General features: G+C 72.0%; 10 protein-coding genes and 1 pseudogene. All 11 read left to right on the top strand.

Features of this window, described 5'->3' with window-relative positions; genetic code table 11:
• The first annotated feature begins 55 nt into the window (after positions 1-55).
• The 11 genes and pseudogenes from ACQP0U_RS25490 (at position 56) to ACQP0U_RS25440 (ending at position 14,270) form a co-directional block, all read left to right on the top strand.
• Positions 56-1,108, top strand: a complete 1,053-nt coding sequence (locus ACQP0U_RS25490; protein WP_433311694.1) for a substrate-binding domain-containing protein — start codon at positions 56-58, stop codon at positions 1,106-1,108.
• Between the two features lie 54 nt (positions 1,109-1,162).
• The gene (locus ACQP0U_RS25485; RefSeq protein WP_433321126.1) at positions 1,163-2,338 is read left to right on the top strand and encodes a Gfo/Idh/MocA family protein; all 1,176 of its coding nucleotides are present in this window, start codon (positions 1,163-1,165) and stop codon (positions 2,336-2,338) included.
• 644 nt (positions 2,339-2,982) lie between these two features.
• Positions 2,983-4,149, top strand: a complete 1,167-nt coding sequence (locus ACQP0U_RS25480; RefSeq protein ID WP_433311691.1) for an inositol-3-phosphate synthase — start codon at positions 2,983-2,985, stop codon at positions 4,147-4,149.
• Positions 4,133-4,726: pseudogene (locus ACQP0U_RS25475) on the top strand (SCO3242 family prenyltransferase); the annotation flags it as partial. The gene ACQP0U_RS25480 and the pseudogene ACQP0U_RS25475, both read left to right, overlap by 17 nt.
• A 378-nt stretch (positions 4,727-5,104) precedes the next feature.
• Complete coding sequence (locus ACQP0U_RS25470) at positions 5,105-6,034, top strand: sugar phosphate isomerase/epimerase family protein (RefSeq protein ID WP_433321123.1); 930 nt, start codon at positions 5,105-5,107, stop codon at positions 6,032-6,034.
• Between the two features lie 20 nt (positions 6,035-6,054).
• Positions 6,055-6,663, top strand: a complete 609-nt coding sequence (locus ACQP0U_RS25465; protein ID WP_433311689.1) for an EboA domain-containing protein — start codon at positions 6,055-6,057, stop codon at positions 6,661-6,663.
• Positions 6,664-7,521: a TatD family hydrolase gene (locus ACQP0U_RS25460; protein WP_433311687.1), complete on the top strand. Its 858-nt coding sequence runs from the start codon at positions 6,664-6,666 to the stop codon at positions 7,519-7,521.
• A complete protein-coding gene (eboE, locus tag ACQP0U_RS25455; protein ID WP_433311684.1) occupies positions 7,521-8,720 on the top strand; it encodes a metabolite traffic protein EboE in 1,200 nt (399 codons plus the stop codon). The genes ACQP0U_RS25460 and eboE overlap by 1 nt, the downstream gene beginning before the upstream one ends.
• Positions 8,717-10,132 (top strand): alkaline phosphatase family protein, encoded by a 1,416-nt coding sequence (locus ACQP0U_RS25450; protein ID WP_433311681.1) that lies wholly within the window; start codon positions 8,717-8,719, stop codon positions 10,130-10,132. The genes eboE and ACQP0U_RS25450 overlap by 4 nt, the downstream gene beginning before the upstream one ends.
• Positions 10,129-11,196, top strand: coding sequence for a polyprenyl synthetase family protein (locus tag ACQP0U_RS25445; protein ID WP_433311678.1), 1,068 nt, complete (start codon positions 10,129-10,131; stop codon positions 11,194-11,196). Before ACQP0U_RS25450 ends, ACQP0U_RS25445 begins: the two co-directional genes overlap by 4 nt.
• 218 nt (positions 11,197-11,414) lie before the next feature.
• On the top strand, positions 11,415-14,270 hold the full coding sequence (locus tag ACQP0U_RS25440) for a PQQ-dependent sugar dehydrogenase (protein WP_433311675.1): 2,856 nt from the start codon (positions 11,415-11,417) through the stop codon (positions 14,268-14,270).
• Positions 14,271-14,312: the final 42 nt, after the last annotated feature.

The raw sequence follows: 14,312 nt of genomic DNA, 5'->3' as shown, positions 1-14,312 counted from the left end.
TGGCCGGGCCCCGCACACCCTCATTAGGTCAAATCCCGCTCCCAGGAGGTCATTCATGACCCAGCACAGTCGCGACCTGTCGCGCCGCCGGTTGCTCTTCGGTGGAGCCGCAGTAGGCGCTGCCACCCTGCTCACCGCCTGCACCAGCAACGAGACTCCGGCGGCGAGCACGCAGACCAAGGCCGCCGGAAACAGCGAAGGCAACAACGCCCCGGGCAAGAAGGTCGTCATCGGCTTCTCCGCCCCGGCCGCCGACCACGGCTGGATGGGCGCCATCCACGCCAACGCCAAGGCGCAGGCCGCGGCGTACTCGGACGTGGAGTTCAAGGAGGTCGACGGTGGGTCGAACTCCGAGGCCCAGCGCTCCACGCTCGGCACGCTGATCGCCCAGAAGCCGGACATCATCGTCGTGCTGCCGCACGACGGCAAGGAGGTCAACGCCGTTGCCCTCCAGGCCATGCAGGCGGGCATCCCGATCGTGAACCTCGACCGGGCGTTCCCCGACGCGCTGGCCTCGCGGCTGGTCATCAAGGGCGACAACTACGGCATGGGCGTCTCGGCCGGGCACTTCATCGGCAAGCAGCTCAAGGACAAGGGCATCGCCAACCCGATCATCGGTGAGATCGCCGGTCTGGAGATCCCGCTGACCGTCGAGCGCAGCGCCGGCTTCAAGGCCGCCCTGGCGACCTACGGGTTCAAGGTGGAGAACCGTCGTTCGGCCGAGTTCACCTCGGACAGCGGTCAGCGCGAGGCGTCCCAGCTGCTCCAGGCGCTGCGGAAGATCGACGCCATCTGGAACCACGACGACGACCAGGGCATCGGTGTGCTCGCGGCCATCAAGCAGGCCAACCGGTCGGAGTTCTTCATGGTCGGCGGCGCGGGCTCCAAGCTCGCGATCGACGCCATCAAGGCCGACAACACCGTGCTGAAGGCCACTGTCACCTACAACCCGTCGATGGCCTCCTCGGCAATCTCGCTCGCGCGGCTCATCGCGCAGGGTCGGGGCCTGGGCGACCTGACGGAGCTGCAGGTGCCCAAGGAAGTGACCCTGGCCTCGGAGACGATCACCAAGGAGAACGCGAGCAGCTACGACAAGCTCGGGTTCTGACATACCGGGGGGAGACCCACCTTGTCCACGACAGACAAAGAACTGCGGGTCGGCATGGTCGGCTACGCGTTCATGGGCGCCGCGCACTCACAGGCGTGGCGCACCGTGAACCGCGTGTTCGACCTGCCGGCGCGGGCCCGGATGGCGTTGATCTGCGGCCGAGACACAGCGAAGGTGGCGGACGCCGCCGACACGCTCGGCTGGGACGCGTACACCACCGACTGGCGTGACCTGATCAACCGGGACGATATCGACGTCGTCGACATCTGCACCCCGGGCGACAGTCACGCCGAGATCGCTCTCGCCGCGTTGGCCGCTGGCAAGCACGTTCTGTGCGAGAAGCCGTTGGCCAACACGGTCGAGGAGGCACGGGCGATGACCGCTGCGGCGGATCTCGCCCGGGCCGGCGGAGTGCGGTCGATGTGCGGGTTCAACTACCGCCGGGTCCCCGCTGTCACGATGATGCGCCAGTTGGTCGCCGACGGACGGCTCGGGGTGATTCGACACGTCCGTGCGACGTACCTGCAGGACTGGATCGTGGACCCGCAGTTCCCGCTGGTCTGGCGGTTGCAGAAGGACAGGGCGGGCTCCGGCGCGCTCGGTGACATCGGTGCGCACATCATCGACCTGACCCAGTTCGTCACGGGTCAGCGGATCAGCGGCGTCAGCGCGGTCACCGAGACCTTCGTCAAGGAGCGGCCGTTGCCGGCCGAGTCGAGTGGTCTGGCGGCCACCGTGGACGGCCACACCGCGCCCACCGGGACGGTCACCGTCGACGACGCCGCGGTCTTCGTGGCGCGACTCGACGGTGGCGCCCTGGCCACGTACGAGGCGAGCCGGTTCGCGACCGGCCGTAAGAACGCGCTGCGTGTCGAGATCAACGGCTCGCTGGGCAGTGTGGTCTTCGACCTGGAGCGCCTCAACGAGCTGGAGTTCTACGACGCGACCCGCCCGGCCGTGGAGCAGGGCTTCAGCCGCATCCTGGTGACCGAGGGCGAGCACCCGTACATGTCGGCGTGGTGGCCCCCGGGCCACATCATCGGCTACGAGCACTCGTTCACGCACGAGATGCGCGACTTCATCGAGGCGGTCGCCACAGGTGTCGACCCGACTCCTTCCTTCGCCGACGCGTTGCAGGTCCAGCTCGTGCTGGACGCGGTGGCCCGCTCGGCGGAGCTCGGCTCCTCCTGGGCCGAGGTGGAACCGACGCTGACCGCGGCGGTTGTCTGACCATCGACCATCCGCGACGGCGGTGTTCGCACCGCGGTCGCCCGACCAGCTTTCCGAAGCCGACCGGCGAGGGACCAGCCACGGATTGCGCCCCGTGGCCGGGACAGAGGCCGGCATCGGAGAGCGTGCGGCCGGGCCGTTCGGCCCGGTGGCGCACGAGCAGGACGGTCGTCCGGTGCGACCGGACCGGGATTCCCCGGCCGCACCGGAGGACCGCCACCACCGGTGACGTTCCGGAGGACCTGATGACACCGCCCGCGCCTGCCCCCACCCGTACCGCACCCGCTCGCCGGTTTCCGGCGGGTCATGGTTCGGCCGGTGTTCCGGTCGGCGCGGCGGCCTGAGACGCCCGGCCGGGGCGTGCCAACGCCCCGACCGGCCGGATGCGGGGGAGGCAGGGTCGAGACGCCGACCCGACCCTGCCTACCAGCCCCGTCTGCTCGCACCTGCCGGGATCCGGTCCGGCGTCGTCGCCGCCGACGCCGACGTCGGAAGCCGGTGCTGTTCCGGTGCGGGGCGGGCGGACGGGGCCCATCCAACCGGCCCGTATGTTTCCGAAACCGGGCCGTATCTTTCCGAAACATATTCTGATATTCCTATATTTAGCGGTACCGACGGTTCCTCGTGGACGGGGAAGGAGCACCATGCGAACAGGTGTCTGGCTGGTAGGAGCGCGCGGATCCGTCGCGACCACCAGCATCGTCGGGGGGCTCGCGCTGCGGGCCGGCCTGGCCGGGCCCACCGGCTGCGTCACCGAGCTTCCCGAGCTGCGTGGCCCGGCGCTGCCGGCCTTCGCCGATCTGGTCTTCGGCGGGCACGACCTCGCCACCACCCCGCTGTGCAAGCGCGCCGAGGCGCTGGCCGACGCCGGTGTCATCCCCTGGCGGCTGGTCGCCGCGCTCCGCGACGAGCTGGGCGTGGTCGAGCAGGAGCTGCGCCCCGCACCGGTCGGCGTCACCCAGGCCGACCGGGCCGCCGCCGTGGTCCGCGATCTCACCAGCTTCCGCGAGCGGCACGAGCTGGACCGGGTGGTGGTGGTCAACGTCTCCGCCACCGAACCGGCCCCTGCACCGCACCCAGGGCACGCCGACCCGGCCGCGCTGCGCGCCGCCCTCGACGGGCCGGACGAGGTGCTGCCGGTCAGCTCCCTCTACGCGTACGCGGCACTGCTGGCCGGCTGCCCGTACGTCGACTTCACCCCGTCCACCGGGCTGCGGCTGCCGGCGCTGGCCGCGCTGGCCGAGGAGGCCCGACTGCCGTACGCCGGGCACGACGGCAAGACCGGGGAGACCCTTGTCAAGTCGGTGCTCGCGCCGATGTTCGCGATGCGCAACCTGGCCGTGGGCTCCTGGTCCGGGGTCAACCTGCTCGGCGGTGGCGACGGCGCCACCCTCGCCGACCCGGCCGCGAACGCGGCGAAGGTGCAGAGCAAGCAGCGGGTGCTCGGCGAGACGCTGGGCTACGTCCCGCAGGGCGGCACCCGCATCGAGTACGTCGAGGAGCTCGGCGACTTCAAGACCGCCTGGGATCTGATCACCTTCAGCGGTTTCCTCGGCACCGGCATGCGGATGGAGTTCACCTGGCACGGCTGCGACTCCGCGCTGGCCGCGCCGCTGGTGCTCGACCTGGCCCGACTCACCGCCGCCGCGCACGCCGCCGGGCTGGTGGGGCCGCTGGCCGACCTGGGCTTCTTCTTCAAGGACCCGCTGGGCTCGCCCACCCACTCGCTGGGCGAGCAGTGGGCCCGGCTGACCGCCTTCACCCAGCGCCTGCACCACGGCGGGGACGGTGCTCATGACAACGTTGGCTGATCTCGCCGAGCTGGTCCGGGCACCGGCCGCGCTCTCGGTGCCGGGTGACGTGATCGCCGGGGCCGCGGCGGCCGGCGCGTTGAGCGCGCGTACCCCTGCCCTGGCCGGCGCCTCGGTGCTGCTCTACTGGGCCGGCATGGCCGCCAACGACTGGGCCGACAGAGGTCTGGACGCCGAGGAACGGCCCGAGCGGCCGATCCCCAGCGGGCGGGTCACCCCGGCCGCCGCGGTCGGTCTCGCGGCGGGCCTCACGGCCGCCGGCGTGGGCCTGGCCGCCGCCGTGGGCGGTCGCCGCGCCGCCGCGCTCGCCGTGCCGCTGGCCGCCACCATCTGGGGGTACGACCTGCTGGCCAAGAACACCGCTGCCGGCCCGGCCGTGATGGCCGCCTGCCGCGGGTTGGACGTGCTGCTCGGCGCGTCCGGCGGCCGGATGAGCCGGGCGTTGCCGGCGGCGGCGACCGTCGCCGCGCACACCTGGACGGTCACCGCGCTGTCCCGCCGGGAGGTCACCGGCGCCGACGCCACCCTGCCGATGCGTACCCTCGCCGGTACTGCCCTGGTCGCCGCCAGTGCCGCCGTCGCCGTGCCGGGCGCCCGACGCGCCGCCGCTCGAACGGCGGACCGGGCCGGGGCCACCGACCGGGCCGGGGCCACCGACCGGGCCGGGGCCGTCGACGGGGTCGGCACGCGCGGGGTCGCAGCCGCTCGGCCGGGATCGCGGCGGTGCTGCCCGCCGTGCTGGCCGGCTGGTACGCCGCCCGTTACGGTGCCGCACAGGCCGAGGTGGTCCGGGACCCGTCGGCCGGACGGGTCCGCGCGGCCGTCGGTGCCGGGATCACCGGGCTGCCGGCCCTCCAGGGGCTCTCACCGCGCGGGGTGGCGCAGGTCTGCTCGGGGTGGCCGTCGCGGCGGCTGCGCCGCTGGGTCGACGGCTGGCCCGGAAGGTCTCCCCGACATGACCGTCCCCGAGCCCCGGTCGGGCGCGCCGGCCGCCGACGCCCCGACGCTGCGCCTCGGGTACGGCACCAACGGCTTCGCCAACCACCGTCTCGACGACGCGCTCGCCGTCATCGCCGATCTCGGCTACGACGGGGTGGCGCTCACCCTGGACCACGACCACCTGGACCCGTTCGCGCCCGGGCTCACCCGCCGGGTCGCCGCTGTGAGCCGACGGTTGGAGTCGCTGGGCCTGGCGGTGGTCATCGAGACCGGGGCCCGCTACCTGCTCGACCCGTGGCGCAAGCACGCCCCGACCTTGCTGCACGACGACCCGACCCGACGGATCGAGTTCCTGCGCCGGGCCGTGCGGATCGGCGCCGACCTGGGCGCGGAGGCGGTGTCGTTCTGGGCCGGTGTCCGACCCGAGGCGGTGTCACCGCAGTGCGCGTGGGACCGGCTGGTGGCGGGCTGCGCCACGGTGGTCGACGCGGCCGACACCGCTGGCGTCACCCTCGGCTTCGAACCGGAGCCGGGCATGCTGGTGCAGGACATCGCCGACTGGCGTCGGCTGCACGCGGCTCTCGACAACCCGGCCCGCTTCGGCATCACCCTCGACATCGGCCACTGCCGCTGCCTGGAGCCCTGGCCGGTGCCGCAGTGCGTCGCCGAGGTGGCAGACCACCTGGTCAACGTGCAGATCGACGACATGCGCCGGGGCGTGCACGAGCACCTGGAGTTCGGCGTCGGCGAGATCGACTTCCCTCCGGTGCTGGCCGCCCTGGCGGCGGCCGGCTACCAGGGGCTGGTCGCTGTGGAGTTGCCCCGCGACTCGCACGCCGCGCCCGCCGTGGCCGCCCGGTCGATCGAGTTCCTGCGTGCCGCCGCCGCACCGGCCGGCAGCACGAAGGACGAACTGCCCGCAGACATTCCTGGGGTGCCTGCGTAGCAACAAGGGGAGGAGACGGGATGACACCTGATTCACTACGGACCGCGCTGCGGGGCGTACCCGATCCCGATTGGCTGGACACGGCGCTGCGCCGGGTCGCCACCGAGCCCACCGCGATCACCCGACTCTTCCCCGCCGTCGGCCGACGCTGCGGACGGGCCGAGCTGCCCGACGCCCCCGGCTGGACCGCCGACGACGCGGCCCGGGTGCTGCTGCTCACCAGCCTGCCCGGCGACCACGCGGCGTACGCCGAGAGCCTCTACCAGCACGGCGACGCCGCCGAACGACGGGCGGTGCTGCGGGCCCTGCCGCTGCTGCCGATCGGCGCCGAGGGGGTGCCGCTGCTGCACGACGCGATCCGGACCAACGACACCCGGTTGGTCGCCGCCGCGCTCGGTCCGTACGCGCGGCACCTCGACCCGGCCGCCTGGCGGCAGGCGGTGCTCAAGTGCGTGTTCAGCGGCGTCCCCCTGGCCGCCGTGGCCGACCTGGACACCCGGGCCGACGGCGAGCTGGCCGCGATGCTCGCCGCGCTTGCCGAAGAACGGCACGCCGCCGGCCGGGACCTGCCCGCCGACGCCACCGACCTGCTCCACCGGCTCACCGCCGCACTGCCCCGGGAGGCGTGAATGCGCATCTTCGACCCCCACATCCACATGACCTCACGCACCACCGACGACTACGAACGGATGGCCGCCGCCGGAGTGCGCGCGGTGGTGGAGCCGGCGTTCTGGCTGGGTCAACCGCGCACCAGCGCCGCCTCGTTCACCGACTACTTCGACTCGCTGATCGGTTGGGAGCCGTTCCGGGCCGGGCAGTTCGGGGTGCGCCACTTCGCCACCATCGCGCTGAACCCCAAGGAGGCCAACGACCCGCGCTGCCGCCCGGTCCTCGACCTGCTGCCCCGCTACCTGGACAAGGACGCGGTGGTGGCGGTCGGCGAGATCGGGTACGACTCGATGACGCCCGAGGAGGACGAGGCGTTCGCGGCGCAGCTCGCCCTCGCTGTGGCGTACGACCTGCCGGCGCTCGTGCACACCCCGCACCGGGACAAGGCGCGCGGGTGCGAGCGGACCCTCGCCGTGGTCGCCGAGTCCGGCATCGACGCCGCTCGCGTGGTCGTCGACCACCTCAACGAGGTGACCGTCAAACTGGTCCGCGACAGCGGTTGCTGGCTGGGCTTCTCCATCTACCCGGACACCAAGATGACGCCGCAGCGGATGGTGGAGCTGCTGCGGGAGTACGGCACGGAACGGATGCTCGTCAACTCGGCAGCCGACTGGGGACGCTCCGACCCGCTGCTGACCCGGGCCACCGGCGAGGCGATGCTGTCGGCCGGCTTCAGCGACGACGACGTCGACAAGGTGCTGTGGCGTAACCCGGTGGAGTTCTACGGGCAGTCGGGGCGGCTGGACCTCAGCGACCTGGACGTCGCCGCCGCCGTGGACCCGCAGACCGGCAACTCGATCCTGCGCGGCGGCAGCTGATGCGGCTGCGACATTCCGGCGGCGAGACCGTCCACCTCGGCTACTGCACGAACGTGCACCCCGCCGAGGACCTCGCCGGCATCCTCGGTCAACTGGACACCTACGCGGTGCCGGTCCGCGAGGCGCTCGGCAGCGACCTGCTCGGGCTCGGCCTGTGGCTGGCCGCCCCGGTCGCCGCCGAACTGGCCGCCGACCCGACGCTCCGCCGCCGGCTGCGCACCGAACTGGACGCGCGGGGGCTGGAGGTGGTCACCCTCAACGGCTTCCCGTACGCGGCCTTCCAGGCGCCGGTGGTCAAGCAGGACGTGTACCACCCGGACTGGACCACCGAGCAGCGCCTCACGTACACACTGAATCTGGCCCGGGTGCTCGCCGACCTGCTGCCCGACGACGCGGCCCGGGGTTCGATCTCCACCCTGCCGCTGGCCTGGCGTCAACCGTGGGACACCGACCGGGCCGACGCGGCCCGACGCCGGCTGGACCAGCTCGCCGCCGGCCTGGCCACGGTGCAGCGGGACACCGGCCGTGAGGTGCGCATCGCCTTCGAGCCGGAACCCGGCTGTGTCGTGGAGAGCACCGCCCAGGCGGCCACGCTGCTGTCCGGGATGGACACCGACCGGCTGGGTGTCTGCCTCGACCTGGCCCACCTGGCCTGCGCCTGGGAGGAGCCCGCCGAGGCGCTGCACCGCCTGCGGGAGGCCGGACTGCCAGTGGTGAAGGTGCAGGTCTCGGCCGCCGTCGAGGCCGCCGACCCGGAGGGTGGGGCCGAGGCGTTGCGCCGCTGGGTGGAGCCCCGTTTCCTGCACCAGACCCGGGGCGCCGGCTGCGCGGGTCTGGCCGACCCGGCCGACCCGGCGTACGCGGCCGACGACCTGGACCAGGCGCTGGAGCGGGCGCTGCCCGGCCCGTGGCGGGTGCACTACCACGTGCCCCTGCACGCCCCACCCGAGGAACCGCTCGGCTCGACCCTGCCGGTGCTCCGCGCGGCCCTGAGAGCGCTCTTCGACGGACCGTCCGCCGGCTGCGACCACCTCGACGTCGAGACGTACACCTGGGGGGTGCTGCCGGCCGCACGACGGCCCGGCACCGACGCGGAGCTGGCCGCCGGCATCGCCGCGGAGCTGGCCTTCGCCCGAGACGAACTGGTCGGCCTCGGTCTGACCACAGAGCGAACCGTGAGCATGGGGGTGACGCGATGAGCCGGCGACTGGTGGTCCTCGACGTGGTGGGGTTGACGCCCCGGCTACTGGCGCACATGCCTCGACTGCGGGGTGTCGCCGACGGCGGCTTCCGGGCCGAGCTGGGCACCGTGCTGCCCGCCGTGACCTGCTCGGTGCAGTCCACCTTCCTCACCGGTGAGCAGCCCAGTGGGCACGGCATCGTCGGCAACGGGTGGTACTTCCGGGAGCTGGGCGAGGTGCTGCTGTGGCGGCAGCACAACGCGCTGGTCGGCGGGGACAAGCTCTGGCAGGCCGCCCGTCGGGTCGAGCCCGACTACACGGTCGCCAACGTCTGCTGGTGGTACGCGATGGGCGCGGACGTCAACTGGACGGTGACGCCCCGCCCGGTCTACTACGCCGACGGGCGCAAGGAGCCGGACTGCTACACCGACCCGCCGGAGCTGCACGACGCGCTCACCGGGCGGCTGGGCACCTTCCCGCTCTTCACCTACTGGGGGCCGACGGCGGGGTTGCCGTCGTCACGGTGGATCTGCCAGGCGGCCGAGCAGATCCTCGCCGACGTGTCACCCGACCTGACCCTGGTCTACGTGCCGCACCTGGACTACGACCTGCAACGCTTCGGTCCCTCGTCCGCCCAGGCCGCTGCGGCGGCAGCCGAGCTGGACGCGGTGCTCGGCCCGCTCCTGGACGCCGCCCGCGCCCGCGACGCCACTGTGGTGGTGCTGTCGGAGTACGGCATCACCGACGTGTCCCGGCCGGTGGATGTCAACCGGCTGCTGCGCGCCGAGGGCCTGTTGCGGGTGCACACCCAGGCGGGCATGGAGTACCTCGACCCGTGGACGTCGAAGGCGTTCGCGGTCGCCGACCACCAGATCGCGCACGTCTACGTCCGGGACCCGGCCGACGTGCCGGCGGTGGCGAAGCTCTGCGCCGGCCTGCCCGGGGTGGCCGAGGTCCTCGACGCCGACGGCAAGGCCGCACACGGGCTGGACCATCCGCGCGCCGGTGAGCTGGTGCTGGTGGCCGAGCCGGACGCCTGGTTCACGTACTACTACTGGCTGGACGACGCACAGGCACCGGACTTCGCCCGGCTCGTGGAGATTCATCGGAAGCCGGGCTACGACCCGGCGGAGCTGTTCTTCGACCCGGCCAACCCCGGTGCCGCGAAGGCCCGCGCCGGGGTGGCCCTGGCCCGCAAGAAGCTCGGCATGCGGTACCTGATGAGCGCTGTCGGCCTGGACGCCGGGGCGCGGGCGGTACGGGGCTCGCACGGGCGGCTGCCGGACGACCCGGCGGACGGCCCGGTGCTGCTCTGCTCCGACCCGACCGCGGCGCGGGACAGGATCGCGGCGACCGAGGTCAAGGCGCTGCTGCTGGAGCTGGCCGGGCTGAGCCCCGGCGGCACGGGCGGTTCGGGGGAGGGGGTATGACGGTCACCGTCGCGCCCACCGACGCCAGCGAGCTGCGGGCGCGCTTCGACGCGGAGCTGGCCGGGTTCCTCGAACGGCAGGGCCCGGACTGGCCGGATGGCGCGCCGCGCGGCGTGTTCACCGCGCTGCAACGGTTCGTGCTGGCCGGCGGCAAGCGGTTACGACCGCTCTTCTGCTACTGGGGCTGGCGCGGCGCGGGGGCGGCCGACGGCACCCCGATCGTGGTGGCCGCGGCGGCCCTTGAGCTGTTCCACGCGTTCGCGCTGATCCACGACGACATCCTGGACGGCAGCGACCGCCGCCGGGGTGAGCCGTCCGTGCACCGGCTCTTCGCCGACCTGCACGCCCGCTCGTCGTGGCGCGGAGACCCCGAGGCGTACGGCCGCAACACCGCGCTGCTCTGCGGGGACCTCTGCGCGGCCTGGTCGGATCAGATGTTCCACGAGTGCGGGCTGAGCACCGAGCAGGTGCACCGGGGGTACGGCGTCTTCGCGCTGATGCGTACCGAGGTGATCGCGGGGGAGTACCTGGACCTCGTCTCGGGTGTGGGTGACGGCTCGGTGGCCAGCGCGCTCACCGTGATCCGGATGAAGGCTGCCCGGTACACGGTCACCCGCCCGTTGCAGATCGGCGCGGCCCTGGCCGGCGCGGGGCCGGAGCTGATCGCCGCGCTCGGCGAGTTCGGTGACCCGCTGGGTGACGCGTTCCAGCTCCGCGACGACGTCCTCGGCGTGTTCGGTGACCCCGCCGTCACCGGGAAGTCCGTCCTGGACGACCTGCGGGAGGGCAAGCCCACCGTGATGATGGCGTTGGCCCGCAGCGCCGCCGACCGGCCGCAGACCATCCGGCTGCGGGAGCTGTTCGGCAACCCGGCGTTGGACGCCGAGGGCGCGGCGGAGCTGCGCGACATCATCGAGGCGACCGGCGCGCGGGAGCGGATCGAGCAGATGATCCGGGTCCGCACCGAGGCCGCGCTCTCCGCGTTGCAGAGCGCCGTGGTGGCCGACGAGGCCCGGGTGGCCCTCATTGCGCTGGCCGGGCAGGCGATCGACCGACGCGCCTGATAGGCGACTTTCGATCAAATCGACAAAAGTTGATGCTGAACCGCCGGAAGGTATGGACACATCGACACACGCGACTTAGTGTCGTGACCAACACGAATATGTTTCGTCGAGGTGAACCGGCGGCGCGGTAACCCATCGACCCCCCACCACCGCTACGGCATCCGGCGCGACGGCGCGCGCCCGGCCTGGCAGTCACACGTCAGGAAGGGACAGCACAGATGTCCATGAAGGACGCACCCAGACAACGGTCCCGACGATGGTTCTCCGCCGGATCAGCGCTGCTGCTGGCGGTCGCCGCCGGCACTGTCACCTTCGCCGCCGGCTCGGCCCCCGCCCAGGCGCACACGATCGTCGCCAGTGACTTCCAGCAGGTCGAGCTGGCCCGCGGCGTGACCGACATGGGTGAGCCGATGTCACTGGCGGTGCTGCCGGACCGCTCGGTCCTGCACACCGCCCGCAACGGCACCCTGCGCCGCACCGACGCCAACGGCACCACCTCCGTGATCGGCACCCTGTCGGTCTACACGCACGACGAGGAGGGGTTGCAGGGCGTCGGGATCGACCCGGGCTTCGCCAGCAACCGCTACATCTACCTCTACTACGCCCCGCCGCTCTCCACCCCCGGCGGCGACGCCCCGGCCACCGGCACCGACTTCTCGGCCTGGAACGGGGTCAACCGGCTCTCCCGGTTCACCCTCAACTCGGACTTCACGCTCAACCAGTCCAGCAAGGTCGACGTGCTCGACGTCCCGGCCAGCCGGGGCCTGTGCTGCCACGTCGGTGGGGACATCGACTTCGACGCCGCCGGCAACCTCTACCTCTCCACCGGCGACGACACCAACCCGTTCGAGTCGTCCGGCTACTCACCGCTGGACGAGCGGACCAACCGCAACCCCGCGTACGACGCGCAGCGCAGCGCCGGCAACACCAACGACCTGCGCGGCAAGATCCTGCGGATCAAGGTGAACGCCAACGGCACGTACTCCATCCCGTCGGGCAACCTGTTCGCCCCCGGCACGGCCAGGACCCGGCCGGAGATCTACGCGATGGGGTTCCGCAACCCGTTCCGGATCAGCGTGGACAAGGCCACCGGTGTGGTCTACGTCGGTGACTACGGGCCGGACGCCGGCTCCACCAGCTCCACCCGCGGGCCCTCCGGCCAGGTGGAGTTCAACCGCGTCGCCGCACCGGGCAACTACGGCTGGCCGTACTGCACCGGCACCAACACCACCACCGAGACGTACAACGAGTGGGACTTCGCGACGAACGCCAGCGGCGCGAAGTACAACTGCACCGGCGGACCGACCAACAACTCGTTCCGCAACACCGGCCTGACCACCCTGCCGCCGGCCCAGCCGGCCTGGATCCGGTACGCCGGTGACGCCGGCACCCCGACCGAGTTCGGCGGCGGCTCCGAGTCGCCGATGGGTGGCCCGGTCTACCGGTACAACGCCTCGTCGACCTCCACCACCAAGTTCCCGCAGTCCTTCGACGGGCAGTTCTTCGCCACCGAGTTCGGCCGCGGCTGGATCAAGCCGATCCACGTCAACTCCGACGGCTCCCGGGGCACCATCGACACCTTCCCCTGGGTCGGCAAGCAGGTGATGGACTCGGCGTTCGGCCCGGACGGCGCGTACTACGTGCTCGATTACGGCACCGGCTACTTCAACGGTGACGCCAACTCGGCGCTCTACCGCTTCGACTACGTCGGCGGCGGCAACCGGGCGCCCACGGCGAAGGCCAGCGCCAACCGCACCTCCGGTGCGGCCCCGCTCGCGGTGACCTTCTCCTCGGCCGGCTCGTCCGACCCCGAGGGTGGCACGTTGACCTACTCGTGGGCCTTCGGTGACGGGACCACCTCGACGGCGGCCAACCCGACGAAGACCTACAGCACCAACGGCAACTACACCGCCACGCTGACCGTACGGGACCCGCAGGGTGCCACCGGCAGCAGCAGCGTGCAGATCAACGTCGGCAACACCGCGCCGACGGTGACGATCAACAACCCCGGCAACGGTCAGCTGTTCAGCTTCGGCGACACGGTGCCCTTCAGCATCACCGTGACCGACCCGGAGGACGGCACGATCGACTGCACGAAGGTCAAGATGACCTACGTGCTCGGTCACGACCAGCACGGGCACCAGATCACCTCGCAGACCGGCTGCTCGGGCTCGATCACCATCCCGGTCGACGGTGAGCACGACGACGCGGCGAACATCTTCGCGATCTTCGACGCCGAGTACACCGACGCCGGTGGGCTGACCACGCACACCCAGCACACGCTGCCGCCGCGGCACCGCCAGGCCGAGTTCTACGGCACCTCCTCCGGGATCAACGTGTTCAGCAAGACCCCGGCCGAGGGCGGCAAGACCGTCGGTGACATCAACAACGGCGACTGGATCGCGTTCCAGCCGTACCGGCTGGGCAACGTGACCTCGTTCAACGCCCGGGTCTCCTCGGCGGGCGCCGGCGGCACCCTCCAGGTCCGGGCCGGCTCGGCCACCGGCACGGTGCTCGGCTCGGCCACCGTCCCGGTGACGGGCGGCTGGGAAACCTTCACCACGGTCACCGGGACGATCACCAACCCGCCGACCGGCACGACCACGCTCTACCTGACCTTCGCCGGGTCGGGCACCGGGGCGCTCTACGACCTGGACGCCTTCACCTTCGTCACCGGGACGCCCCCGGCCGGAGGGGCCGGGGCGATCAAGGGTCTCGGCGGCAAGTGCCTGGACGTGCGCAGCGGCGCCACCGCCGACGGCACGCAGATCCAGATCTACACCTGTAACGCCAGCGCCGCGCAGACCTGGGCGGTCACCCCCAACTCCACGATCAAGTCGTTGGGCAAGTGCCTGGACGTCTCCGGTGGTGCCACCGCCGACGGCACCAAGATCCAGCTCTGGACCTGCAACGGCAGTGGCGCCCAGAACTGGGCCGCCCAGGCCGACGGCACGCTCCGCAACACGTCGTCGGGCAAGTGCCTCGATGTCTCCGGCAACAACTCCGCTGACAGCACGGTGGTCCACCTCTGGACCTGCACCGCCGCCGCCAACCAAAAGTGGACCCTGCCCTGAGCTGGCGGGAGGGGCCCTTCGACAACGCCTAGTGTGAGGCGA

The organism is Micromonospora sp. CA-269861 (assembly GCF_050948505.1).
In the GTDB taxonomy this organism is placed as follows: Bacteria; Actinomycetota; Actinomycetes; order Mycobacteriales; family Micromonosporaceae; genus Micromonospora.
Note: the sequence above shows the minus strand (reverse complement) of the source record. Positions and strands in the feature narration are given on the sequence as shown.

What these genes read in the sequence shown, in the direction of transcription:
- ACQP0U_RS25490 (WP_433311694.1), top strand. Translation starts at nt 56, where the DNA reads ATGACCCAGCACAGTCGCGACCTGTCGCGCCGCCGGTTGCTCTTCGGT.
- ACQP0U_RS25485 (WP_433321126.1), top strand. Translation starts at nt 1,163, where the DNA reads ATGGTCGGCTACGCGTTCATGGGCGCCGCGCACTCACAGGCGTGGCGC.
- ACQP0U_RS25480 (WP_433311691.1), top strand. Translation starts at nt 2,983, where the DNA reads ATGCGAACAGGTGTCTGGCTGGTAGGAGCGCGCGGATCCGTCGCGACC.
- ACQP0U_RS25470 (WP_433321123.1), top strand. Translation starts at nt 5,105, where the DNA reads ATGACCGTCCCCGAGCCCCGGTCGGGCGCGCCGGCCGCCGACGCCCCG.
- ACQP0U_RS25465 (WP_433311689.1), top strand. Translation starts at nt 6,055, where the DNA reads ATGACACCTGATTCACTACGGACCGCGCTGCGGGGCGTACCCGATCCC.
- ACQP0U_RS25460 (WP_433311687.1), top strand. Translation starts at nt 6,664, where the DNA reads ATGCGCATCTTCGACCCCCACATCCACATGACCTCACGCACCACCGAC.
- eboE (WP_433311684.1), top strand. Translation starts at nt 7,521, where the DNA reads ATGCGGCTGCGACATTCCGGCGGCGAGACCGTCCACCTCGGCTACTGC.
- ACQP0U_RS25450 (WP_433311681.1), top strand. Translation starts at nt 8,717, where the DNA reads ATGAGCCGGCGACTGGTGGTCCTCGACGTGGTGGGGTTGACGCCCCGG.
- ACQP0U_RS25445 (WP_433311678.1), top strand. Translation starts at nt 10,129, where the DNA reads ATGACGGTCACCGTCGCGCCCACCGACGCCAGCGAGCTGCGGGCGCGC.
- ACQP0U_RS25440 (WP_433311675.1), top strand. Translation starts at nt 11,415, where the DNA reads ATGTCCATGAAGGACGCACCCAGACAACGGTCCCGACGATGGTTCTCC.